This is a genomic window from Neorhizobium alkalisoli, assembly GCF_002968635.1.
Taxonomy (GTDB): domain Bacteria; phylum Pseudomonadota; class Alphaproteobacteria; order Rhizobiales; family Rhizobiaceae; genus Neorhizobium; species Neorhizobium alkalisoli.
The window spans coordinates 26728-49941 of record NZ_PVBN01000009.1; the positions used below are offsets into that span (position 1 = coordinate 26728).

Annotated in this window: 23 protein-coding genes; 18 read left to right on the forward strand and 5 right to left on the reverse strand. The window is 61.8% G+C overall.

Annotated features, from left to right (window positions below):
* The first annotated feature begins 47 nt into the window (after positions 1-47).
* From C5L13_RS18995 to C5L13_RS28790, 14 genes are all read left to right on the forward strand, one after another.
* Complete coding sequence (locus tag C5L13_RS18995; RefSeq protein WP_105385030.1) at positions 48-524, forward strand: DUF4126 family protein; 477 nt, start codon at positions 48-50, stop codon at positions 522-524.
* Complete coding sequence (locus tag C5L13_RS19000; protein ID WP_105384840.1) at positions 521-1894, forward strand: FAD-containing oxidoreductase; 1374 nt, start codon at positions 521-523, stop codon at positions 1892-1894. The genes C5L13_RS18995 and C5L13_RS19000 overlap by 4 nt, the downstream gene beginning before the upstream one ends.
* Before the next feature lie 102 nt (positions 1895-1996).
* Complete coding sequence (asnB, locus tag C5L13_RS19005) at positions 1997-3964, forward strand: asparagine synthase (glutamine-hydrolyzing) (RefSeq protein WP_105384841.1); 1968 nt, start codon at positions 1997-1999, stop codon at positions 3962-3964.
* Entirely contained in the window at positions 3961-5271 is a 1311-nt protein-coding gene (locus C5L13_RS19010; protein ID WP_245571353.1) for a lipopolysaccharide biosynthesis protein, read from the forward strand. The genes asnB and C5L13_RS19010 overlap by 4 nt, the downstream gene beginning before the upstream one ends.
* Positions 5268-6422 carry a GNAT family N-acetyltransferase gene (locus tag C5L13_RS19015; protein WP_245571354.1) on the forward strand — a complete coding sequence of 385 codons (1155 nt, stop codon included), beginning with the start codon at positions 5268-5270 and terminating at the stop codon, positions 6420-6422. The genes C5L13_RS19010 and C5L13_RS19015 overlap by 4 nt, the downstream gene beginning before the upstream one ends.
* A gap of 102 nt (positions 6423-6524) precedes the next feature.
* Positions 6525-8186, forward strand: coding sequence for a GumC family protein (locus C5L13_RS19020; RefSeq protein ID WP_105384842.1), 1662 nt, complete (start codon positions 6525-6527; stop codon positions 8184-8186).
* 10 nt (positions 8187-8196) lie between these two features.
* Entirely contained in the window at positions 8197-9537 is a 1341-nt protein-coding gene (locus C5L13_RS19025) for an O-antigen ligase family protein (protein WP_245571355.1), read from the forward strand.
* A complete protein-coding gene (locus C5L13_RS19030; RefSeq protein WP_105384843.1) occupies positions 9530-10303 on the forward strand; it encodes a polysaccharide deacetylase family protein in 774 nt (257 codons plus the stop codon). The genes C5L13_RS19025 and C5L13_RS19030 overlap by 8 nt, the downstream gene beginning before the upstream one ends.
* A 17-nt stretch (positions 10304-10320) precedes the next feature.
* Positions 10321-11550 (forward strand): glycosyltransferase family 4 protein, encoded by a 1230-nt coding sequence (locus C5L13_RS19035; protein ID WP_170117295.1) that lies wholly within the window; start codon positions 10321-10323, stop codon positions 11548-11550.
* Between the two features lie 417 nt (positions 11551-11967).
* Positions 11968-13092, forward strand: a complete 1125-nt coding sequence (locus C5L13_RS19040) for a glycosyltransferase family 4 protein (RefSeq protein ID WP_407070451.1) — start codon at positions 11968-11970, stop codon at positions 13090-13092.
* Positions 13089-14156 (forward strand): glycosyltransferase, encoded by a 1068-nt coding sequence (locus C5L13_RS19045; RefSeq protein WP_105384845.1) that lies wholly within the window; start codon positions 13089-13091, stop codon positions 14154-14156. Before C5L13_RS19040 ends, C5L13_RS19045 begins: the two co-directional genes overlap by 4 nt.
* The gene (locus tag C5L13_RS19050) at positions 14083-16251 is read left to right on the forward strand and encodes a glycoside hydrolase (protein WP_105384846.1); all 2169 of its coding nucleotides are present in this window, start codon (positions 14083-14085) and stop codon (positions 16249-16251) included. The genes C5L13_RS19045 and C5L13_RS19050 overlap by 74 nt, the downstream gene beginning before the upstream one ends.
* 84 nt (positions 16252-16335) lie before the next feature.
* On the forward strand, positions 16336-16551 hold the full coding sequence (locus tag C5L13_RS19055) for a hypothetical protein (RefSeq protein ID WP_105384847.1): 216 nt from the start codon (positions 16336-16338) through the stop codon (positions 16549-16551).
* Complete coding sequence (locus C5L13_RS28790) at positions 16548-16952, forward strand: hypothetical protein (protein ID WP_158693480.1); 405 nt, start codon at positions 16548-16550, stop codon at positions 16950-16952. The genes C5L13_RS19055 and C5L13_RS28790 overlap by 4 nt, the downstream gene beginning before the upstream one ends.
* Before the next feature lie 27 nt (positions 16953-16979).
* Here the strand turns inward: C5L13_RS28790 and C5L13_RS19065 are convergent, their stop codons facing one another.
* The gene (locus C5L13_RS19065) at positions 16980-17492 is read right to left on the reverse strand and encodes a ferritin-like domain-containing protein (protein ID WP_105384849.1); all 513 of its coding nucleotides are present in this window, start codon (positions 17490-17492) and stop codon (positions 16980-16982) included.
* A 344-nt stretch (positions 17493-17836) separates the two neighbouring features.
* Between C5L13_RS19065 and C5L13_RS29030 the strand changes: the two genes are divergently transcribed.
* The 3 genes from C5L13_RS29030 to C5L13_RS19075 all read left to right on the forward strand — a co-directional run bounded on the left by C5L13_RS29030 (position 17837) and on the right by C5L13_RS19075 (position 19850).
* Positions 17837-18013, forward strand: a complete 177-nt coding sequence (locus C5L13_RS29030; RefSeq protein ID WP_170117288.1) for a hypothetical protein — start codon at positions 17837-17839, stop codon at positions 18011-18013.
* Between the two features lie 40 nt (positions 18014-18053).
* Entirely contained in the window at positions 18054-18257 is a 204-nt protein-coding gene (locus C5L13_RS19070; RefSeq protein WP_105384850.1) for a hypothetical protein, read from the forward strand.
* 87 nt (positions 18258-18344) lie between these two features.
* Entirely contained in the window at positions 18345-19850 is a 1506-nt protein-coding gene (locus C5L13_RS19075; RefSeq protein WP_105385035.1) for a phospholipase D-like domain-containing protein, read from the forward strand.
* Here the strand turns inward: C5L13_RS19075 and C5L13_RS19080 are convergent.
* Positions 19830-20768, reverse strand: coding sequence for a putative bifunctional lysylphosphatidylglycerol flippase/synthetase (locus C5L13_RS19080; protein ID WP_105384851.1), 939 nt, complete (start codon positions 20766-20768; stop codon positions 19830-19832). The genes C5L13_RS19075 and C5L13_RS19080 overlap by 21 nt on opposite strands.
* A 65-nt stretch (positions 20769-20833) precedes the next feature.
* Here C5L13_RS19080 and C5L13_RS19085 point away from each other — a divergent pair, with 65 nt between their 5' ends.
* A complete protein-coding gene (locus C5L13_RS19085; RefSeq protein ID WP_105384852.1) occupies positions 20834-21586 on the forward strand; it encodes an endonuclease/exonuclease/phosphatase family protein in 753 nt (250 codons plus the stop codon).
* A gap of 3 nt (positions 21587-21589) precedes the next feature.
* Here C5L13_RS19085 and C5L13_RS19090 read toward each other — a convergent pair whose 3' ends face one another.
* The 3 genes from C5L13_RS19090 to C5L13_RS19105 form a co-directional block, all read right to left on the reverse strand.
* Complete coding sequence (locus C5L13_RS19090) at positions 21590-22270, reverse strand: phosphoribosyltransferase (protein WP_105384853.1); 681 nt, start codon at positions 22268-22270, stop codon at positions 21590-21592.
* Between the two features lie 130 nt (positions 22271-22400).
* Positions 22401-22643, reverse strand: coding sequence for a hypothetical protein (locus C5L13_RS19095; RefSeq protein WP_105384854.1), 243 nt, complete (start codon positions 22641-22643; stop codon positions 22401-22403).
* A 269-nt stretch (positions 22644-22912) separates the two neighbouring features.
* Entirely contained in the window at positions 22913-23182 is a 270-nt protein-coding gene (locus C5L13_RS19105; protein ID WP_105384855.1) for a hypothetical protein, read from the reverse strand.
* Positions 23183-23214 lie beyond the last annotated feature (32 nt).

The window sequence follows — 23214 nt, forward strand, 5'->3', positions numbered from 1 at the left end:
TGGCAAGCGGGTATCGGCAGCCGGTTTCGGCGTTCAGGGGGTTCTTCATGGTCTACGTGCTTGCGCTTCTTATCGGCATTATCGCTGGCCTTCGCGCCATGACGGCGCCTGCCGCCATCGCCTGGGCCGCTTATCTCGGCTGGCTCAATCTTTCCGGCTCCTGGCTCGCCTTCATGGGCTCGGTCTGGGCAGTCGGCATCTTCACCATTCTCGCCGTCGTGGAGCTCGTCACCGACCAGCTTCCCTCGACGCCCAGCCGCAAGGTGCCGCAACAGTTCGGCGCCCGTCTCCTGATGGGTGCCCTCACCGGTGCCGCGATCGGCACGCCCTATGGCGGCTGGATCGTCGGGCTCGTCGCCGGCATCATCGGGGCGGTCATCGGCACCTATGGCGGCGCAGCCGTGCGCGCCAAACTCGCCGCGAACTTCGGCAAGGATCTGCCCGCAGCCCTGATCGAGGACGCCGTCGCCATCATCGGCGCCTATCTGATCGTTGTGTCCTTACCAATTCCGGTCGCCGCATGACGGCTTTCGACGCGATCATCATCGGTGCGGGACAGGCCGGCCCTTCGCTTGCCGGACGTTTCAACGATGCCGGCAAACGGGTCGCCATCGTCGAGCGGAAGCATGTGGGCGGTACCTGCGTCAACACCGGCTGCAAGCCGACCAAGACGCTCGTCGCCAGCGCCTATGCCGCCCATCTCGCCCGCCGCGGCAGCGAATACGGCGTGATGCTCGACAGTTCCGTAAAGATCGACATGCCGACGGTGATGCGCCGTTCGCACCAGGTGACGCTCGATTCCCGCCACGGCAACGAGAGCTGGCTGGAGGGCATGCCGAACTGCACGCTGATCCGTGGCCATGCCCGTTTCGAAGACAAGAACACGGTACGGGTCGGCGACGAAGTGCTGACCGCACCGCAGATCTTCATCAATGTCGGTGGACGCGCCGCGATCCCGGATTTTCCGGGCATCGGCGACGTGCCCTTCATGACCAACAGCGACATCGTGATGCTCGACCGGGTGCCGGAACATCTGGTCGTCGTCGGCGGCAGCTATATCGGCCTGGAATTCGCGCAGATGTATCGCCGCTTCGGTGCCGAGGTGACGGTCGTGGAGAAAGGTCCGCGACTGGTCGGACGCGAGGACGAAGAGATTTCCGAAGCCATCCGCGGCATTCTGGAGGCCGAAGGGATCAAAATCCGCGCCGGTGCCGAATGCATCCGCTTCCGCAAGGATGAGGCGGGCGTCGCCGTCGGCGTCAACTGTACCGAAGGCGACCCGGAAGTGATCGGCTCCGATATCCTGCTTGCTGTCGGCCGGCGACCCAATACCGACGACCTCGGCTTGGACAAGGCGGGCGTCGAGACCGATGGAAAGGGCTACATCAAGGTCGATGACTATCTGGCGACCAATGTCGAGGGCATCTGGGCGATCGGCGACTGCAACGGCCGGGGCGCCTTCACCCATACCGCCTATAACGACTTCGAGATCGTCTCCGCCAATCTGTTCGATGGCGAAAACCGCAAGGTCTCCGACCGGCTGCTCGGCTACGCGCTTTATATCGACCCCCCGCTCGGCCGCGTCGGCATGAGCGAAACGGAAGCCCGCAAGACTGGGAAGAAGGTTCTCGTCGGGCATCGGCCGATGACGCAGGTTGGCCGCGCAGTCGAAAAGGGCGAGACGCAAGGCCTGATGAAGATCGTGGCCGACGCCGACACCAGACAGATTCTGGGAGCTGCCATCCTCGGCACGGGTGGCGACGAATCCATCCATGGCGTCCTCGACATGATGAATGCCGGCGCCACCTTCGACACGCTGCGCTGGGCGGTTCCCATCCATCCGACGGTGTCGGAACTCTGGCCGACGGTGGTCCTCGGCATGCAGCCGACCTGAACCTCTTTTGGACACATCTAAATTTTTACCAACCGCTTAAGGAGAGCCTCAAGCATTTCCGTCTATGACCGGCATTCCAGGTCCTGTTCATGATGGAAACAGATGTGCGGTTTTGCTGGCTTCGTTGGTGAAGCATGTGGCTCCGGTAATCCGGAAGCTCTCCTGTCGTCCATGGCGGCCGCGATTGCCCATCGCGGACCGGACGGACAAGGCGTCTTCGCCGCGCCCGGTATCGGGCTTGCCCATGTGCGCCTGTCGATCGTCGGGCTTGCCGACGGCCAGCAACCGATGACGAGTGCCGACGGCCGTTTCGCCATCGTCTTCAACGGCGAGATATTCAACTATGTCGAATTGCGCGACGACCTGAAGGCCCGTGGCGTTGCCTTCCGCACCGGCAGCGATACGGAAGTGCTGCTGCAGCTTTATGCGCTCCATGGCGAGGACTGCCTTTCACGCCTCAACGGCGACTTCGCCTTTGCTATCTGGGATGCCCGCGACCGTCGACTGATGCTTGCCCGTGACCGGATGGGCGTGCGGCCGCTCTTTCATACCCGACACAAGGGCGCACTCTATTTCGGTTCCGAAGTGAAGGCCCTGCTCCAGGTGCCGGGCATCGAGGCGGAACTCGATCCTTTTGCGCTCGACCAGATCTTCACGCTCTGGGCGCCGATCCCGCCACGCACGGCTTTCAAGGATATCTACGAACTCGAGCCCGGACATCTGCTGATCGCAGAGGGCGGACGCACCGAAGTCAGGCCCTATTGGTCGCTCGACTTTCCCGACGCCGACGACCGGACCGAAACGGACCAGGCGGCAATGGAAGAAGAGCTGAGGGCGATCCTGACGGACGCCACGCGGCTTCGTATGCGCGCCGACGTGCCGGTCGGCGCCTATCTTTCCGGCGGCCTGGACTCCTCGCTGATCACCGCTCTGGCCGCGCCGATGGCGCCGAGCGGATTGAACACTTTCTCGGTGACCTTCGACGACGCCGAGCATGACGAAAGCGCGTTCCAGATGGAAGTTGCCCGCGCGCTCGGAACGCATCATCGAGCAGTCCCAAGCGGCTCGGCCGATATCGCGGCGAGCTTTCCGGATGTGATCAACTTCACCGAGCGGCCGGTGCTGCGCACCGCGCCTGCCCCGCTCTATCGCCTTTCCAGCCTCGTACGAGATGCCGGCATGAAGGTCGTGCTGACCGGCGAAGGCGCCGACGAGATCTTCGCCGGTTACGATATCTTCCGGGAGGCCCAGGTGCGGCGCTTCTGCGCCCGCCAGCCGGGCTCGAAGATCAGGCCGCACCTCTTCCGCAAGCTTTATCCCTACCTGCCCGGCTTGAAACAACAGTCTTCAGACTATCTTGCCGCGTTCTTCGGCGCCTCCAGCGACATTGCCGACGATCCGCTTTTCTCGCACCGGCCGCGCTTTCGCTCGACGGCTTCGGCGAAGATCTTCTATTCCGACGATTTGCGCGCCACCCTTGGTACCTATGACGCAGCGGAAGAGCTTGCCTCGCGCCTGCCCGGAAACTTCCGTCGCTGGCATCCGTTGCATCAGGCTCAATATCTCGAAGGCCGTTTCCTGCTGCCCGGCTACATTCTCTCCAGCCAGGGAGATCGTGTTGCGATGGCGCATGGCATCGAAGGCCGTTTTCCCTTTCTCGACCATCGCCTCGTCGAATTTGCAAGCCGCCTGAGGCCGGAGATGAAGCTCAAGGGCCTGGAGGAGAAACATATCCTCCGACGGGTGGCGAAAGACCTGCTGCCGGACGTGATCAGCAAGAGACCCAAGCAGCCTTATCGCGCGCCGGACAGCCGTTCCTTCGCCGGCAACGATGAACAAGCCTATGTCGGCGAGATGCTCGGCGAACAGGCGATCGCCGCCGCGGGACTGTTCAACGCCCGCGCGGTCGCCAAGCTGCATCAGAAGTGCCGAACGCAGACGGTTTCCGGTTTCCGCGACAATGCCGCCTTTGTCGGCATTCTTTCGACGCAGCTCTGGCTGCAGAATTTCACGGCCCGTGACGCAGCCGGTGCCGATCACATTGCCATGGCGGCAGGAAGCAAAGCATGACCGTGCCCGGATCGATCCAGAAAATGGCACGCCTTCGCGGTTTCCTGCCGATGTTCATGTCCTATGCGGCCTCGGGCGGCAGCCTGATCGTCAGTTCCTTTGCCCAGCTCCTGACCTTTGCCATCCTCGCCCGCTTCCTCGGCGTCCACGAGTTCAGCCTGTTCGTGGCGATCACTGCGGTCTCGGCGATCGCAGTTCATCTCTGCGGCCTCGGCGCCACCGAATGCCTTGTGCGCCGCGTCGCCCGCGACCACGCCATCTACCCCCTGATGCTCGGGCACAACCTGATCCTGATTTCGGCAAGCGGCGTGGCTCTCATCGTGGTCGGCGCCGTGGCACTGCCCTTCTTCTTCGAAATCTCCACAGATCCGGTGGTGAACGTCGTCGAGATCACCCTGATGCTCGTCACGAATATCGTGCTCGTCCGCTGCATCCTGTTTGCGGAGCAGGTATTCATCGCCTTTTCGGACTTCGGCTCGGCCAACAAGGTGGTGATGGGTTTTGCGCTGATCCGCACCGCCGCGGCCGTGCTCGCCTGCCTCGCCTTCGGCGTATCGACGCTTTCGGGCTGGATCCTCTGGCAATTCGCGGCCCATCTCCTCATGCTGGCTTTCTGCGTCCAGGCGCTGCGCCCCCTCGGCCGGCCCCGATGGGGGCTTGTCCGCGAGGAACTTCGGCTCGGCCTGTTCTTCAGCATCCCCTTCATTCTCAAGGCGGCGCGCCAGAATGCCGACCTCCTGGTCCTGAGCCTGGTCACCACAGCCGAGATCGTTTCGAGCTACAGTGTCGCGCGTCGCATCATCGAAAGCAGCTATCTTTCCGTCGATGCGCTGAACCGCATCGTTTATCCCGGCACCGCAAAGGCGAGTCAGGCCGGGCTTCACCACGCGGCAGAACGGGTATCGAAAATCTTCGCCGTGGCCTTCACGATCAGCGTTGGCGCCGGTGCCACCGTCTATGTATTCGCACCGCTGCTGCCTTTTCTGTTCGGGCATGATTACATCTCGCTCGTGAGTTTCGTCCGCGTCCTCTGCTGGGTCGTGGTGCCGGTCGCCTGCTGGGCGATCGCGCTCGAGGCGCTCGGCGCAGCCGGCCATCAAGGCGCACGCGCTTCCGTTCTCGGAACCGGCAGCCTGCTCGGCGCAGGTATTGCTGCATGGGCCACCTGGTATGCCCCGCCCCTCGGCACCTTTGTCTCCTATTACGTGATCGAGACGGCCATGGCGGTCGCCGCCTGGGCCGTTTATCTAAGCGTCGTGGCGAGGAGCAGGCAGACGAGTTTTGCCGTGAGCGAGCCCGCCGAATGAACCTGCCGTCCAGCCATCTGGCCGCGGAGGCTCCTCCTGTCCCCCTCATCCGCAATGCGTCCCATGGCGTGCGTCCGATGGAAGCCGCCGACCTTCAGGCCGTCGGCCGGCTCTTCAACAAGGCGTTCCGGAACAGGGACGAGGCGCCGCAGCAGGATCTTCTGGATTATCTCGACCGCGTTTTTCTGAAATGTCCGGGTTATGCCCCCGACAACGGCAGCATCGTCCACGAGGATCATCACGGCCGGATCGACAGCGCGTTGCTGGCGCTTCCGATGCCCTTCCTCGTTTGCGGCCGGCGAATTACCGCGCGCCTCCTATGCGCCTTCATGGCGGACAAAAAGACCGGCCTTGCCGGTGCCGCAAGACTGGCGCGTGCGATCCGCCTCTCGCAACCGGACCTGTGTTTCTCCGACAATGCCTCTCCCGTCAGCGCCGATCACTGGACGACCGGCGGCGGCTTCATGCTTCCCGTTCAAAGCCTCGAATGGCGCCGCACCTTCCAGCCGTTTCAGGCAGGATTCGATCGACTGAGGGAAAAACTGCCGGCCGGCAGCCATCTTCCACTCTCGATGTCGCTCAAGGCGGCAGATTTTGTCGCCCGGCGTTTCTTCGAGGCGTTCACGCCGCCGGAACCCGCCGGAGTGACCTCGATCGAAGCGGATTTCGATGATTTCTTCACTTGCGCCGCAACGATGACCGAGCGCTTTGCGATCCGCCCCGACTGGTCGCGTGACGATCTTCTGTGGCTGATGGATACCGCCGCCTCGAACATGTCGCTCGGCCGGCTCCGCTGCAAACGGGTCTTCAACGCGAAGGGCACGACGATCGGCTGCTACCTGTTCTTCGGCAGACCGGGCAGGATGGCGCACGTCCTTAATATCCTTTGCCGCGAAGGACACGAATTCGACGTGGTCGGGCATATGTTTTCAGACCTTTCGGCCTCCGGCTATTCAGCGGCCCACGGAATGGCGCAGCCCTTCCTGATGAACGCGTTGATGCGCCAGCGACAGATGAATTTCCGGCACCGCGGCTATTTCTGCATGGTAACCCGGCATCAGGACATCCGCGCGGCTGCAACCGGAAACGATATTTTTGTCGGAGGCCTCGCCTCCGAGAGCTGGAGCCGTCTCCTTACGGACTTCGCATAATGAGAGATTAACGCGATATTCACCGTACTGACCTAGTGATGAAGCCTGATATTGGCGAAATGCGGCGCGTTCGATGCTTCGGCCGCATGGCTGGAGGTGTGCATGTACCGGCCGAGGGAGCCTGAGAACCGACGACCGGCGTCATCGTCCGTGCCTGCAGGCCAGCGCGGCGGCATGCCCTATCGCGGCTCGCTTCTTGATCGGCTGGACGACGAGCGCTTCCAGGAAACCTACCAGGACGAGAACGATCCCCGCGCGGGCGACAGGGACGACTACTGGCGTCGTCCGAGCCGGCAACCGCAGCCCGCCCCGCGCCATGCGGAGGAACCGGCCGCGACCTACTCTTCCTCGTTCAACGGGGTCATAGAAGCGCAGATCCGTAGCCTGTCCGAGATCGGCGTCGGCGACATCCTCTCCTGGCTGCGCAAAGGGCTGCCCTGGATCATTTTCTTCGTCGTCCTCGGCGTGATTGCAGCCTTTCTTTATTCGGCGACCGCCACGCCGCGCTACACCGTCTATACCGATATCATCATCGATCCTCAGAACCTCAACGTCGTGACCGACGACGTGTTTGCTTCGAACCCGCAACGGGACTCCCAGCTTTTGGAGGTGGAAAGCAAACTGCGCGTGCTGACGTCCCGCAATGTCCTGAAACAGGTCGTCGCGGACATGAACCTGACGCAAGATCCGGAATTCACGAAGCCTAGCGCGCTGGAACCGATGTTCCGTCTGTTCTCCCCCGGCCGTCCGGCCGGCGATAGGGAGCTCGGCGTGCTGATGGAACTCGGCGAGCGGGTCAAGGCCGCCCGTGAAGAGCGGTCTTTCGTGGTGACGCTTTCCGTATGGTCCGAGGATCCGGAAAAATCGATCCGGCTCTCCGAGGCGATCGTCCGCGCCTTCGAGACCGAGCTCTTCGAATCGTCCGCCGACAGCGCCGGTCGTGTCGCCGCCACGCTCACCAGCCGCCTCGACGAACTTCGCGCCCAGGTGACGGACGCCGAGGAAAAGGTCGCCCAGTTCAAGCGCGACAACAATATCCAGGAATCCAATACCGGCGAGCTTGCGAGCAGCCGGATTTCCAGCGCCCTCGACACCCAGGTCCTCGATGCGCAGCAGCGCCTGATCCAGGCTGAAGCGCGCTACAACCAGATGCGTTCGGCCGTTGCCGACCGGCGGACGGCGACGGCGACCGTTTTCGATTCTCCCGGAATGCAGACGCTTCGGACCAGCTACAATACTTTGCAGCAGCAGATCGGCTCGCTGACGCTTACCTACGGCGCGCGCCATCCGCGGCTGGTCTCGCTGCAGTCCGAAAAAGCCGCCATCGACAAAGCCATAGCCGACGAGGCGAGCCGCATCCTCGAGACGGCCAAGACCGACGTCGACCAGGCGCGCGTGACGCTGAACCAGCTCCGTGGCAAGGCCGACGCCGAACGTTCCACCGTCTTCACCAACAACGATGCGCAGATACGTCTGCGCGAACTGGAACGGGATGCGCGCGCCAAGGCGGCGGTCTACGAAACCTATCTCGGCCGCACGCACCAGATCACCGAACGCCAGCAAATCGATACCAGCAACGTCCGGGTCATCTCGCCGCCCGTGCCGCCCAAGGCGAAGAGCTGGCCGCCGCGCACGGTCATCCTCCTTGCGGGCGGCGGTGTCGGCGGCTTCATGCTCGGCACCGGAGTGGCTCTTCTGCTCGGGCTCGCACGACATCTGGGCGATGCCCGCCGCCGCTTCGCTTACACGCAGAGATACGCTTAAGGGGTTGAGCATGCGCAACCCGACAGCCGTAGCGACAGGCCCCGCCGATATCGATCACCGCAACATGATCGGCTCGATGCTGTTCCTCGGCCTGTTCCTGTTCTTTGCGATATCGATCGACCCCTTCTACGATCTGACCTTGCCCTCGTCGGCGAGTATCGAGACCGACAATTCCAGCCGGCTGAACCAGATCCTGTTCATTTTCCTGCCATTCGGTGCGGTTTTGTGCACCATGGCGACCTCCATGCGCAGCACTTTCCTGCAGCCGCGGTGGCTGATGCTGTCGATCTTCCTCTGGTTGCTGTTTGTTTCGCTCTTCTCGAACCACGGTTCCAACAGCTTCAAGGCGCTGGTTCTCACCTCGCTGGTGGTCATCGGCGCCAACGCCAGCGTGCTGCTGCCGCGTTCCGAGACACATTTCGCCAAGCTGCTGGCGATCGGAACGCTCGCCTGCATCGGGCTCTGCTATTACGGCATCGTTTTCCTGCCGTATCTTTCCATTCACTCGGCGGCCGAGGTCACAGAACCCATGCACGCCGGGCTCTGGCGCGGCTATTTTCCCCACAAGAACAATGCCGCCGCCGCCATGGTGCTGTTTGCCTTCTGCGGCATATTCGTCATGCAGGTCTGGTCGCGGCTCGTGGGCCTCGCCATCTTCGCAGGCGCCGCCTGGTTCCTGATGCACACCGGCGGCAAGACGGCGTCGGCAATGCTGCCGGCAGTTATTCTGCTCTCCTGGCTGTTCGAGAAATTCCGCTTTCTTCGCATCCCGCTTTCGATAGGCGGCGTCGCAGCGTTCAACCTGCTTGCCGTCGGTGCCGCAATCTCGCCGGGCCTGAGCGAACTGGTGAAGAGCTTCGGCGTGGATGCCACCTTCACCAACCGCGCCGATATCTGGCGGATCGCGATCAATGCGATTTCGGAATTCCCGATGACGGGTTTCGGCCTGAAGTCCTTTTGGCGCACCGAGGAACTGGTTTACGGCGGCCAGGGAATGGCAACCTGGGCAATCTCGGCTTCGCACGCTCACAATTCCTATGTGGAGATCCTGCTTATCGGCGGGATACCCGCCCTCGTGTTTTCGCTGATCTGGTTTTTCGCCGTACCGCTGCGGAGTTTTTCGAAGATCACCGCTCAAGGAAAGATGACCCATAGCGGCCGGCTTTTCCTGCGCATCTGGCTTTACATGATATTCACCACCTGCCTCGAAAGTCTCTTCTACGAAAGTTCCTCGGGCTACATTGTCGGCTGGTTCCTGTTCTGCATGGCACTCTTCGGAATCCGCTACGAAGCCAATGCCGTCCATATCGAGGAGAGATCGTTGGAAAGAGGAAAAGAGGCCCATGCCTGACGCATTCAAGGCAATGGAGGGATTGATCGATCGGATAAGCAATCGGCTTATCTGGAAGATGGCCCGGCGGACGCGTACCGTCGCAACCGACGTGCCGATCATCTCCTTCACCTTCGATGACGTACCGGATACCGCCTTGACCAACGGCGCCTCCATCCTCGAAAAATATGACGCTTCCGGCACCTTCTACATCGCCGGCGGCCTTGAAGGGCGCGTGGAGCCGGACCGCAGGCTGATCAGCGGCGACGGCTGTCTCGAACTCTTCCGGCGCGGCCACGAGATCGGCAGCCACACCTTCACGCACCACCCGCTCCGTTCCTACGGCAAATCGCTTTCGGCGGATCTTGAGAGAAATGCCGACTACCTCCGCGACGCCGGCATTACCCGCCCCGTCAGCAATTTTGCCTTTCCCTACAATGCCGCCTGGCCGCCTGCCCGCCGCGAACTCGCCAGGAGATATCAGACCTGTCGCGGTGCCGGCGAGGCCATCAATCGCGGTCCGGTAGACCCATTGATGCTGCAGTCGGTGGAGATCCGCCAGCCCGAGGACCATGTGCGCGGACTGACGGCCTGGATAGACGATGCCGTGAAGAACCCGGGATGGCTCATTTTCTTCACCCATGACATTGCCGAAACCCCGACCCCTTACGGCTGCACGCCGGGGGCTTTCGAGCATCTGGTGGGCTATGCCCGCAAACGCGGCTGCAGCATCCTGACCGTCGAGGCGGCGACGCGCACCCTCGGTTGGGAGGCCTCTGCCCAATGAATGTCCATACGACAGCCGTGGCGGTGCCTCGCCTCCTGAACATCAACAACTACTTCTACCGGCGCGGCGGTGCAGAAACCGTCTTCTTCGACCATACGGCGCTCTTTGAGGAAATCGGTTGGGATGTCGTGCCTTTCGCCATGCAGCACGAGAATAACCTCCCCTCGCCCTGGTCCGACTATTTCGTCTCGGAGATCGAATATGGCCGCGAGATCGGGCTGAAGGACAAGGTCCTGCAGGCGACCAAGGTCATCTATTCCTTCGAGGCCCAACGGAATCTGAAGCGCCTCATCGACAAGACACGGCCCGATGTGGCCCACGCCCACAACATCTATCACCACATTTCGCCCGCGATCTTTTCCACCCTGAAAGATGCCGGCGTGCCGGTGGTGATGACGGCCCACGACCTCAAGCTCGCTTGCCCTTCCTACAAGATGCTGCGCGACGGCCGCATCTGCGAGGACTGCAAGGGCGGTCGGATCCATAACGTGGTGGTTAATCGCTGCGTCAAGGATTCGCTGCAGCTGAGCGCAGTGGTCTTCGCCGAGACGCTCCTGCATCGGTCGCTCGGGCTCTATCGCAACAAGGTCGACCGGATCGTGGTGCCGAGCCGCTTCTACCGCGAAAAGCTGATCGAATGGGGCTGGCCGGCCGAAAAACTCGTTCATGTCCCGAATTTCGTGGACGTCGACCGGTTTTCCACGACATGGCACGAGAGCGATTATTTCGTGTTCGCCGGACGCCTGGCCCCGGAAAAAGGCATCGCCACGCTGATCCGCGCCGCAGCCAAGGCACGGCAGAAGCTGATCATAGCCGGAACTGGGCCGGAAGAGGCCGCTCTCAAGGCGCTTGCCCGATCCGCTGGGGCGGAGGTCGTCTTCGCGGGCCATCTGTCGGGAGACGTCCTGTTTCGCCTCATCGGCCAGTCTCTCGCGCTCGTCCTGCCTTCGGAATGGTACGAGAATGCACCGATCAGCATCCTGGAAGCCTATGCGCTGGGACGTCCGGTCATCGGCGCTGCGATCGGCGGCATCCCGGAAATGGTCCGCGAAAGAGAAACCGGGCTCACCGCCGCCCCCGGCTCGGTCGATGACCTGGCAAGAACACTCGCCGACCTCGCCGCTCGGTCGGTGAAGGAACGGGCACAGATGGGACAGGCCGGTCGTGCCTGGATTTCCAACGAATTCTCGCGCGCGGCCTACCGGCAACGGATGTTTGATCTTTACCAATCCCTTATCCGCCGCTGAACGGGAAAAGCCCGATCCCGAAACCGGTCAGCCGTCCAAAAATTTTTTCGCCGCTTTGCTCAAGAACCGCACAACTCCTTTAAAATCTTAACTTTTTTCTTACCGGTATGAGAAGGTTCCTTCCATAGAACGGCATCAGGAAATGAATTTCTGGTGCCGGTGATGGACGAGAACACCAATACTCCGCAGAAGCGGCATGCGCAGTCCGCCCGGACGCGCCCGGGCGACATCACGTCGCTCGAACACATCCCTGCGCAGCTGCTGCAGGCCCAGGCTGTTTCGCACAGCGATCAAGCCGGGCAGAGCCGCATCGAGCGCGTCGTTCTGAGCCAGACGCCCCGGCTGTCGCCGGTGCTGCCGGACATCGGATCCACTCCCGGCATTCGTATCGGCCGGGAATCCGTTCGGCGCCGCGTCATGATGCTTGGCCTTCGGGGCATACCGAATGTGCAGGGCGGCATTGAAAAGCATGTCGAAATGCTGAGCCAGGAACTCGCGGCCCGCGGTTGGGATGTCGAGGTGCTTGCCCGCCGCCAATACCTGCCCGACCCGACCGTGGCGGGCTGGCGCGGCATTCGCGTAACGCCTCTCTGGGCGCCGAAGTCGATGCTTCTGGAGGCCTTCGTTCACACCCTGGCCGGCGTTCTCTACGCCGCCATCCGCCGCCCCGATATTCTTCATATCCACGCGGTTGGCCCGGGCCTGCTCGCACCGCTCGCCCGTCTGCTCGGGCTGAAGGTCGTCATGACCCACCACGGATACGATTACGACCGCGAGAAGTGGAGTATTACGGCAAAGCGGGTGCTGAAGCTCGGCGAACGGCTCGCCATGCGGTTCGCGAACGCCAGGATCGCAGTGTCGCGCGACGTGACGGAAACCATGAAAAGCCGCTATGGCGCGGATGTGGCCCATATTCCGAATGGCGTGACGGTGACGCCGAGCCTGGTCGGCAAAGCGACGCTGGACCGGTTTGGCCTGCAACGCCGCCGCTACATCGTCATGGTCGCCCGTTTCGTGCCGGAAAAGCGCCAGACGGATCTGATCGCCGCCTTTGGAAAATTGAAGCAGACCGACTGGAAACTGGTCCTGGTGGGTGGCGCCGATCACAAAGGCATGGCCTATGCCAAGGAAATCGAGGCGGCCGCGGCCCGGGTGCCCGATGTCGTGCTGACCGGGTTCCAGAGCGGTGAAGACCTTGCCGCGCTCTTTTCCCAGGCCGGCCTCTTCGTTCTGCCCTCGCTTCACGAGGGCATGCCGATTTCGCTTCTTGAAGCCATGAGCTATGGATTGCCTGTGCTGGCAAGCGACATCGTTGCCAATCACGAGGTCGATCTGCCGCCCGAGGACTATTTCCCGCCCGGCGATGTCGACGCCCTTGCCAGAGCCCTGGAGCGCAAGATGGCCGAGCCTTTCGGTCAGGAGGTCGCCCTGTCGCGCATCCGCAAGGTGGAACAGACCTATGCCTGGCCATCCATCACCCGAAGCACGTTGGCGATCTACCACTCGGTTGCGACGCGGAAGAAGGTGAAGGAACTGCTGTGAGCGTATCGGTCATCATCAAGACGCTGAACGAAGAGAAACGGATTGCCCGCACGATCGAATTCGCACTCGCCGGTCTGCCCGGCGGGCAAGGCGAGGTGATCGTTGCAGACAGCGGCTCGGCGGATTCAACGATAGAGATTGCATCCCGTTATCCGGTTCGGATCGTCCAGATCCAAAACCCTGCCCGCCCGAGCTGCGGCATCGGCCCGCAGCTGGGCTTCCAGTATGCGCGGCATGAGTTCATCTGCCTGCTCGACGGCGACATGGATCTCGATCCCGCATTTCTGTCCGCAGCGACCGCCTATCTGAACGCCCACACCAGAGCGGGCGGTGTGACCGGCCATGTCGAGGAAATGATGCTCGACAATCTGGAATATACCCGTCGGGTCCAGCGAAACGCCCCGGAAAACCGCATCGGCACCATCGACAGGATGAACGGCGGCGGGCTTTACCGCTGCACTGCGATCGAAAGCATCGGTTATCTGACGGACCGCAACCTGCACGGTTACGAAGAGTTCGACCTCGGCATCCGGTTGCGCAACGCCGACTGGGACCTTTACAGGCTCGACCGCCGCTTCGTCCGCCACTATGGCCACAGCGTCAATTCCTACCGCCTTCTCGTCCGGCGCTGGAAGACCAAATATCTTTTCGGGGTCGGGGAACTGCTGCGGGCCTCGTCGGGAAAACCCTATTTCCGCCAGATGCTGCGGGAATTGCCGGAACTGAAACTCTGGGCGCTGGTCGCGGGCTGGATTCTCTTCTCGCTCGGATTGATGATTGCCATCCCGGACAAGCTTGCCGCGCTTGCGGTGGTGCTGGGCCTGTTCGCAAGCGTCGTCGCGCTGATGTCCTGGCGAAAGGGAGGGCTGTCGCTCGGGCTTTACACCGTCGTCGCCTGGCTGTTCCATACGGCAGCGGTGCCCTTCGGCTTTTTCGCCCCGCGACGCGATCCTCGTGGATGGGTGGAGAGCCGTGAGTTCGGAGACACTGATGAAAAGACTGATCCGCGCCCTGGCAGCGACACTCGCGCTCACGGCTTCGGCGCCCGTAGCCTGGCCGGCTGACTGGCTTCCTGTCCGCGAGATATCGCTGGCCGTTGAGCCCGGTAGTCCACTCGATTTTTCCGGCCTCCTCCCGAACGGCTCCATCGACGCAAACAGCCGCCTCGTCGTCGGCACGGACGGCCATCTGGCGACAGCCGGCGCACCGGATGCACAGGCCCGCATGCTCTGCGCTTCGCTCGCCTGGAGCCCGGCATCCGGCGGCTTCCCGAACCATGCGGACGCCGATGCCTATGCACGGCAGCTCGCCATGCATGGCTATAATATCGCCCGCCTCCATTTTACCGATGCGGCCCTGATGTTCGGCCGGCAGAAGGATTTCGATTTCGATCCGGAGACCCTCGACCGCATCCACTATCTGATGGCCGCGCTGAAGAAGAACGGCATCTACTGGATGGTCGACGGGCTGACCTCCTGGCGCGGCGGTTCCGGCGCCTACGACGATCGCTGGGATCCGTCGGAAGGCCTCAAGCTGGAGGTGAGCTATGAGGAAAAGGCCTTTGCCCACTGGAAAAGGCTGGCCACGGATTTCCTCACCCGGGTCAATCCCTATACCGGTATTGCGCCGATCCGCGACGAGGCCCTCGGCCTCGTAATCCTGGTCAACGAAAACAGCATGGAATTCGAGACGGTCGTCCATGACAGGATCGGCCGGCCTTACCCGGACAGCCTGCGCCAGCCGTTCAACACCTGGCTGCGCAAGCGCTACGGCTCGACGCAAGCGCTACGGACCGCATGGCCCGACCTTCGGGCTAACGAGCGACTGGAAAACGCCTCCGTACGCCTGCCCACCGACCGGTATGTCGACAGCCCCCGGCTGCGCGACCTGCAGGCCTTCTTCGTCGAGACCGAGCGCGGGACCATGGCCCGCATGACGGAGGTGCTGCGGGACCTCGGCTATCGCGGCCTCATCAGCGACTACAACAACTGGCCGACGGTGCAGACGGGCCTGACCCGCCAGAACCTTCAAGCCGTCACCATGAACACCTATCACGATAGCGTAAACAGCTACGAACCCGGCGCGAAGATCGAAAACAGGAGTTCGCTTGCCGACGCCGGCGCATATATGCGCGTCGCCGCCGCGAGCCGCTGGCTCGGCAAGCCTTTCGGCATCACGGAATACGATCACCTGTTCTGGAGCAGATATCGATACGAGGCCGGACTCGTGATGCCGGCCTACGCGGCGTTGCAGGGCTGGGATATGCTTTGCCGCCACGGCCATGGCCCGATCGCCTTGCAATATGGCGAACCTTTTCCTCACAAGCGCGCGATGTTGCCCTATGCGATCGCCCTCGACCCGGTCGCCCGCGCCGGCGAAACACTTGCAGCACTCCTTTTCCGGCGCGGAGATGTCAAAGCCTCGTCCAACAGCATTCCTTTCCTCGTCCGGGGCGAGGAGGATCTGAGCGACGACATGCAGGCGGCCGAGCCGGATACCCTGACCATATTGTCGCTGGTCTCCCGTATCGGCCTCCGACAATCCGATGGGCTGCGCGAGCCCCTTGCGGTCAATCAGCCACGGAGCGAGACGGATGCAGGCAAGCTGCTGGCCGCGCTGGCCGACGCCGGCCTGCTGCCGAAAAACAATCGCACCGATCCATCCGCCGGAATTTTCCAAAGCGATACCGGCGAACTGCTGCTCGACAGCAAGAAACTCCGCCTGACATTGTCGACGCCCCGCACGGAAGCGGCCGCTTTCGCTACCCTGGAAACCCCTGCCGATCTCGGAACCGTGCGGATCGAACGCGGCGACGGAGGTGCGCTCTTCGCCGCCTCCGCTCTCGATGAAGCCGCTTCGCTCGCGGCAAGCAAACGCATGCTGCTGATCTTTGCAACCGACGCCCGCAACAGCAACATGCGCTTCAGGGATCCGCAGGAGAAGGTGATCGAGGACTTCGGGACTTTGCCGGTATTGATCCGCAAAGGTGTGCTATCGGTCGAGTTCAGGAACCGGTCCGGCCGCTGGCGGCTTTCCCCGGTGGGCCTTGACGGCGTCCTACAGCCGCCGCTCCGCAGCGGAAACGGACCGATGCATTTCGACCTCACGAACGACGCGCCGGCAGGCCCGACGACATTCTTCCTGCTCGAGACGGACTGACCCTCACCAATTGTCGAACCTCAAGGATCAAAAACGCATTTCGCAGGTTAGTCTCTTGACCCCAGGAGAGATCAGGAGAACCTCATGCCCAACGCCAGTTCGAAACACATGGGTTCCGGGACGCATGGAAAAAGCAGCGGGAATGGCGCCATGACGGATATCGACAAGAACATCCTTCCGGAGAACATGGTGCTTTCCAACCGCGACAAGGCGCAGCATTCACGAGAGCGCGGATTGGACAGCAAAACCGTCCAGACCGAGCAATTTCACGACCATGAGGCCAACCATCTGGATGATTGAAAAACGCTTCCAGTTCACGTCTCGTTGAGGGCGGCCACCGGCGGGCATCCCTCGAAAGATTGACTGTTCTTTTCTTGAAAAGAACGGAAGAAAGAGTAGTCTTGAGTTATTGCCAGCTATTAATAAGGGCGCTGGCGACTGGAAGACAGGAAGCGCTTTCGCCCCCCTTAGTGGAGGCTGAAAAGATGAATCCGGCAGTCCTCACAAATACACTCGAGCCAGGCGACCTGGCCTTCCTCAAGCGCTTTTTCGACGGCATTTGTGCCGAGCGCGGCTTGACCGGCGAAAGCGTCGCCGCCAACAATCTTGCCGCTCGGATTATCCACCTCTATCAGCAAGGTGTGAGAAACGAGAGAGAACTCGAGATTCAGCTCGATGGCGGCGAGATTACGAAAGTCTGATCGGATGCCGCCGTACGTGGCGGGCCGTTATCTCTTAGCCATAAGATCCCGCTCGTCGCGCATCAGGAAGATGCGCGTCAGCGGATCGAGATGAGCGCCCAGCCAGTCCGCCATCGCTATTTCCTCCTCCAGTATCCGCTCAAACACGGCTTTGGCCTCCCTCTCCTCCAGTTCGTCGGCCGCAGCGATCAGGACGCGATAGCTGGCAATTTCCAGATGCTCGAAGGCATAGCCTCCCATCGCTCCCTTGACGACTTCGTCACTGATCAGCATGCCGCCGACGCCCTGAGCCTTTGCCGCAAGCTTGGCCGCCACATCCTTCAGCGTCAACACCCCGCCCGCACCGGAAAACTGGTCGAGCAGGCTCTTCACCGCCTGTGCGTGACCTTCGGTCTCATGGAGGTGCCGGATGATCTGGGCCTTGAGATCCGGATAGCTTTCGATCCGCCGTGACTGATCGGTCAGCATTGTGATCGCCTGCTCCTCCATCGCGTGCGCGGCGCGAAGCCAGACGAGAAAATTGTCCCGGGCATGTGTCATTCGCCTCTCCTCCAAAAGATTGCCGCCCGGAAAGCATTGCTTTTGGGCCTGCGGACAATCAGGGTTCGGGCAGCGATCCGCGAAGGAACATTCGCAGATCCAATCCTGCATGAGGAAAACATGGTGCAGGTTCGCGAATTGTCCAAAGGTATATTTCCCGACCATAGAGGCGAGACCATGACCTAAAAATGCCACGCTGGACGTGTTGGCTCGAGCACTCATCGCCGCACGTCCGCTACTTTTGACCGACGGCCCACGTGATGGCACGCGGTTCCGTGCCGGTCGTTTGCGAGGAACAATCTTCATGCGGATCGGTTGTTCAGTGAGTAACAGGGAATGCAATCATGACACCTGCCCCTCGCGAACCCAGCGAACAGCCGCCGATGCCGGCGCCGATCTGGACTCCCGAACCGCCCATCGACGAACCGGAACCCGATCGCCTGCCGGACGAAGCTCCGTTGCCGAATCCGGACGAAAACCCCAACCCGCCCGCCTATATGCCGCCTGGCAGAATGGTCTAAATCGAGGGAATGGCGCGCCTACGGCGCCGCAAGGAAACTCATGGATATTCGAAGCCACACCAACCTGAACCACCGGGAAATGGAACAGACACGCCACCAGGCACCGGTAAAGGCCGGTCTATGGAAGCTGTTGGTCGCTGCCGTTCTGATCCTCCTGGGCCTGATCGCCGCCATTGAAATATTCGGCGATGCAGGCACCGAACTTGTCGCACCCAATCCGCCGGGAACTGTGACGGCCGAGTAAATCCGAGCCTGCGACGCTCGTTCGGGGCGTTGGAACAAACGGCAGAAATCTCGCGTTTCTAGTCACCAAAATCATCAGGTGGCGCAGGTGGACGTGAGAGCACAATCCGATCAAGCGAAGCGAACCGCTTCCAAAGTGGAGCCGATCGTTCGGCCGGGCCGTAACGCATGGGGCAGCGCGCAGGCGAAGAAGCTCGCGTTTCTCGTGGACGGGGAGGAGTATTTCCGCCGGCTCGATCAGGTGCTTCGACAGGCGGAGCATTCGATCTCGATCGTCGGCTGGGACTTCAACCCGGATATTCGGCTGCGGATACGGGAAGGCGACGAAGAAACTCTGGGCGAACTGCTTCGCAGGCTGGTCGTGGAAAAACCCGGACTGCAGATCCGCATCCTCGTCTGGGGAATGGGCCCGTTCTATTCCAGCAGGAGCCTGAGGATGTTCGGCAGGATGACCTGGAGCGATCATCCGCGCATTCGTGTTCACCTTGACTTCGAGCATCCTTTGCGGGCGAGCCACCACCAGAAGATCGTCGTCATCGACGACAAGACCGCCTTCCTGGGCGGCATCGACCTTACAGCCCGGCGTTGGGACGATCGCAGCCACGCCGCCGACCATCCGCTGCGGCAGTCGGCTGACGGTACGCCCTATGGACCGGTCCATGACATTCAGACGATTGCCAGCGGGGATACTGCCAGGCTGATCGGCGACGTGGCTCGCCGCCGGTGGAGGAAGGCAACCCGGGAAATCCTGGAGCCTCTGGATATTCCCGGCGAGGAGCCGTGGCCCGCGGACCTCGAGCCGGCGCTGACGCATTGCAATACCGGCCTGGCGCTCACCGAGCCCTGGAAATGGAAAGGCCGCCGCGGCCACCGCGAGGCGATCCGGTTGACGCATGATGCGCTCAAAGCCGCCAGACGCCATCTTTACATCGAGACGCAATACCTCGCCTCCTTCGGCCTGGCGCGGACGCTTGCCAAACAGCTTCGCAAAACAGACGGCCCCGAGATTATCGTCGTCGTGACGCGCGAATCCCACGGCTTCCTGGAAAAGCTGATGATGGGCCACAACCGTAACCGCCTGATCCGCCGCCTCAAGCGTGCCGACCGTTATGGCCGGCTGCGGGTCTTTTATGCCGTCGTGCCGGACGGCAAGGGTGGCGATTTGGAGGTGATCGTCCATTCCAAGGTCATCATCGTCGATGACTGTTTCGTTCGGGTGGGCTCGTCCAATCTCAACAACCGTTCCGAGGGACTCGACACCGAGTGTGATCTGGCCGTCGAGACCTACGACCCGGCGGGCCAGGCAGCGATCGCCGCGCTGCGCAACGACCTCCTGGCCGAGCATCTGGACGCGGAGCCGAAAGAGGTGGCGCGCCTGATCGAGGAAACAGGATCCATGGTTGATACCGTGGACCGGCTTAACGTGAAGCCGCGCGGCCTCAGGCCATTCGAGGTGGACGCTCAGAAGGGGGAAACCGGGTCTCTGGTCGGCACCGGCCTCATCGATCCGAAACAGCCGTTCTGGCCGATCCCGGAAATCAAAAATGCCCTGCGCCGACTTTTCCTTCGCCTGTCACACCACCGTCTGCTCTGAGAGCTTTCCGGCGCGATGTCGATAGTAGGCTTCCGTCACGAGCAGGGTCGGGATCCCGATCGCCAGCGGCACGAAAAAGTAGAGCACCCGGAAGGCGATGAGAGCCCCGATGGATGCCGTCGACGGCAGGATGCTCAGCATCGTCGCTTCCAAAACGCCGAGCCCGCCGGGCACATGGCTGATCAGGGCTGCGATGTTGGCCGTGACATAGGTCGTCGCCACGGCAAGATAACCGACATCGGTAAAGGTCGCGAGGAGCTGATGAATTGCTGCCGCGACGCAGGCGAAGTTGAGCGTGCCGATAAGGATCTGGCCCAGCGCCAGTTTCAGAGCCGGGGGCTCGAATCTCCAGGTTTTCAGGTGGAGAGGCCGGTGCACGAAGGCACATACCAGCAGATAGGCGGCCGGAACCGCCAGACACAATATTCCGACGGCGCCTTTCATCCAGCCATCGAGCCCCAAGAGATCCGTCGCTCGAGGCTGCAGCAGAAGCGCCAGGCCGCCAAGGGTAGCAAGCCCGAGACCGACGGTAATGCCGCAGAAAACGATGACCTTCGCCACGTCCTCGGCTGTCAGTCCCCAGCGCGAATAGAATCGATAGCGCACCGTGCCGCTGCTCAACGCAGCCATTCCGACATTGTGACCGATGGACAGGGCGGTAAAGGAGGTAAGCGCCGTTTGCCGGTAGGACAGCCTCCGGCCCGTATATGCGACGGCGAGCGTGTCGAAGCCCGTCAGGCACAGATAGGAAAGGATGACGAAGAAAAAGGCGCTCATCAGCCGGATGCCGCTAATCGACTGGAGGGATTCCTCTACTTCGTCGAGAGTGTAGCGACCGAGGCTTCGGTAAAGCAGAAAAACCGCCACGCAGATCGCTGCACCGACAAAGAGCTTCAGCAGATGGCGTTTCGCGGGCATAGATCCTCCCCTTGCAGTTCTCCGACATCGGGAACGAAAACATGGCAAAAGGTGTTCCCAGCGCTATGAACGATCGGACAACCCCTCCGCCTCACCGCAGGCGCCGCCTGAAAATCCTCAGTTATAACGTTCACAGCTGCGTCGGCACCGACCGCAGGCTTGATCCGGCACGGATCGCCGAGGTCATCGCTGCGGCGGAACCCGATATCATTGGGCTGCAGGAACTGGATGTCGGGCGTGTCCGCACCGGCGGTGTCGATCAGGCCCACGCAATCGCTTCCCTGCTGCAGATGGAGTACCACTTCCATGCCGCCCTCAGCGTCGCGGAAGAGCGGTATGGCGATGCCATCCTGACGGCGCTGCCGGCAAAAACGATCAAGGGCGCCGGCCTTCCTTCGGTGGGCGAGCAGCGGGGCGCCGTCTGGGTCGAGATCGCGGTGGGCGATCACCGCCTGCACGTCTTCAACACGCATCTCGGCCTGCGTGGACGCGACCGCATCGGCCAGATCAACACCCTTCTCGGCCCGTCATGGCTCGGCAGTCCGGCCTGCCACGACAGGCCGACGATCCTGATGGGAGACTTCAACGCGATTCCCTCGACTGCCACGTATAAAGCGGTGGCGCGCCGCCTGGCCGATGTGCAAGTTCGCTCGGGGGCGAAGCCTCAGGCTACGTTCCCCTCGCGCTACCCTCTGTTGAGGATCGATCACATCTTTGTCTCCCGGGACGTCAAGCCTGTAGAAACGCAGGTCATCTCGGCACCGCTCGCCCGCCGCGCCTCCGATCATCTGCCTCTGCTGACGACGGTCGAAATCTGATCGTCAATGGATCATGCGCGTAAGTCGCCGGGCATCCTTGAGGAGGCGCACGACATCCTGATCGGTGGTTTCGGTGAAATCCTGGTAGTAGCGCCTGACGGCATCGAGATGTTCCGGCGTGGACAGGCAGATGATCTCGTCGACCTCGTCGCGCAGAATTTCCAGAAAGGCCCGCGGGGCAACCGGAACGGCGACCCGGATGGAGCGAACGCCCATCTCTTTCAACGCATGGATACCGGCTCGGATCGAGCCTCCGTTGGCAATGCCGTCATCAACGAGGATGACGTCCTGGCCCGCATGATCGTGATCCTCCGGTTCGTCTTCGCCGAAATAGATCCGGTGACGACGCTCGATCTCGGCGAGCTGATGGTCTTTTTCGGTCACCAGATAACCGGGTGGGATATGGAAATGCCGCGCCGCCTCCTCGTTGACCACGACATAAGGTTCCTTGCCGTCTACCACGGCGCCTATGCCGTATTCGGGATGACCGGGAGCTGCAATCCTGCGGACGATCAGAAGATCGAGGGGAGCTCCGAGCCTCTGAGCGATCTCGAAGGCGACAGGCACGCCGCCACGGGGCAGTGCCATGACGACAGGAGCGCGCAGCGGCATCCCTTTCATCGCTTCCGCCAGCTGCCTGCCGGCATCCTCGCGATCGGAAAAAGTTGCGCCTGAACCGAACATGTTATCCTCCCACAACATGTAGGCACGGCCAGCAGCCGCGCCTTCCGTTTCTTCCAGCCCGACTTCATCATGACATCGGACGGGCGTCCGTCAACACTGAGGATGCCATTCGGTTCCATTCATGGAAAAGTCAGGAGCCGCTGCCTTTGTGATGTCCGCTTTCCTGATTGCGGCCGCGGACGATGGCGGGATCGTCCTTCATCGAAACATCGGCTGCGCGCATGTCGAGATTGTCACCCCGTCGGAAGGCCTCGCGGGCCGCATCACTGCGGCCAAGGTCGGCCTTGGGATCGAAATCCTTGCCGGCGTTTGCGGTGTTGACGCCTTTTTGAAGAATATCCCGCTGCTGCTGATGGGTCTTGTTGCCTTGCATGGTCGTTTGCTCCTGACCTGGCTATTTGTTGGCGCGACCGCGCTGATTGGGATCGATGCCGCCAAAACGGTTGGTGTCGTTACCGACATCACCCTCGTCGGTGTTTTCCCCGGCGATCTCATCGTTACCGGCGAAGCGGTTCAGGCCTTTCGACTGGCCGATGCCGGGATCGGTCCTAAGATCGGCGTCGGTCGGCTTTGCGGTCTTGAAGTGCTTGGACTTTCGCGCTCCTTTCGGGCAATCGGTCGCAGCATTCCAGCTACGGACCGTCAGTGCTTCGTGCGAGAGACGAACTTGTTGAAACGGCTGGTTTTGCCCGCTTCCGTTTCTTCCTGGTACAGGAAGGCGAGCTTGTTCTCGTCGAAGATCGAGAAGAAATCGTCCCATGCGATTTCCTCAAGCGATTCTTCCGGCTTACCGAAGTCGACACGCAGGACGCCGCCTTCCTCGGCGCCCTTCACGCGGGCCGGATGGCCGCCGCGTTCCTCGATCCACTGCCGGATTTCCTTGTGACTCGTGGTTTCTACGGCTTTGCTCATAGGGTCGTTCTCCCAGTGGTCTCATTGCAAAA

Coding starts and splice junctions, on each gene's coding strand:
- C5L13_RS19085 (WP_105384852.1), top strand. CDS start 20,834: ATGAACGATCGGACAACCCCTCCGCCTCACCGCAGGCGCCGCCTGAAA.
- asnB (WP_105384841.1), top strand. CDS start 1,997: ATGTGCGGTTTTGCTGGCTTCGTTGGTGAAGCATGTGGCTCCGGTAAT.
- C5L13_RS19065 (WP_105384849.1), bottom strand. CDS start 17,492: ATGACACATGCCCGGGACAATTTTCTCGTCTGGCTTCGCGCCGCGCAC.
- C5L13_RS19040 (WP_407070451.1), top strand. CDS start 11,968: ATGATGCTTGGCCTTCGGGGCATACCGAATGTGCAGGGCGGCATTGAA.
- C5L13_RS19070 (WP_105384850.1), top strand. CDS start 18,054: ATGGATATTCGAAGCCACACCAACCTGAACCACCGGGAAATGGAACAG.
- C5L13_RS29030 (WP_170117288.1), top strand. CDS start 17,837: ATGACACCTGCCCCTCGCGAACCCAGCGAACAGCCGCCGATGCCGGCG.
- C5L13_RS18995 (WP_105385030.1), top strand. CDS start 48: ATGGTCTACGTGCTTGCGCTTCTTATCGGCATTATCGCTGGCCTTCGC.
- C5L13_RS19010 (WP_245571353.1), top strand. CDS start 3,961: ATGACCGTGCCCGGATCGATCCAGAAAATGGCACGCCTTCGCGGTTTC.
- C5L13_RS19000 (WP_105384840.1), top strand. CDS start 521: ATGACGGCTTTCGACGCGATCATCATCGGTGCGGGACAGGCCGGCCCT.
- C5L13_RS19025 (WP_245571355.1), top strand. CDS start 8,197: ATGCGCAACCCGACAGCCGTAGCGACAGGCCCCGCCGATATCGATCAC.
- C5L13_RS19095 (WP_105384854.1), bottom strand. CDS start 22,643: ATGCAAGGCAACAAGACCCATCAGCAGCAGCGGGATATTCTTCAAAAA.
- C5L13_RS19015 (WP_245571354.1), top strand. CDS start 5,268: ATGAACCTGCCGTCCAGCCATCTGGCCGCGGAGGCTCCTCCTGTCCCC.
- C5L13_RS19050 (WP_105384846.1), top strand. CDS start 14,083: ATGAAAAGACTGATCCGCGCCCTGGCAGCGACACTCGCGCTCACGGCT.
- C5L13_RS19055 (WP_105384847.1), top strand. CDS start 16,336: ATGCCCAACGCCAGTTCGAAACACATGGGTTCCGGGACGCATGGAAAA.
- C5L13_RS19090 (WP_105384853.1), bottom strand. CDS start 22,270: ATGTTCGGTTCAGGCGCAACTTTTTCCGATCGCGAGGATGCCGGCAGG.
- C5L13_RS19105 (WP_105384855.1), bottom strand. CDS start 23,182: ATGAGCAAAGCCGTAGAAACCACGAGTCACAAGGAAATCCGGCAGTGG.
- C5L13_RS19030 (WP_105384843.1), top strand. CDS start 9,530: ATGCCTGACGCATTCAAGGCAATGGAGGGATTGATCGATCGGATAAGC.
- C5L13_RS19020 (WP_105384842.1), top strand. CDS start 6,525: ATGTACCGGCCGAGGGAGCCTGAGAACCGACGACCGGCGTCATCGTCC.
- C5L13_RS19080 (WP_105384851.1), bottom strand. CDS start 20,768: ATGCCCGCGAAACGCCATCTGCTGAAGCTCTTTGTCGGTGCAGCGATC.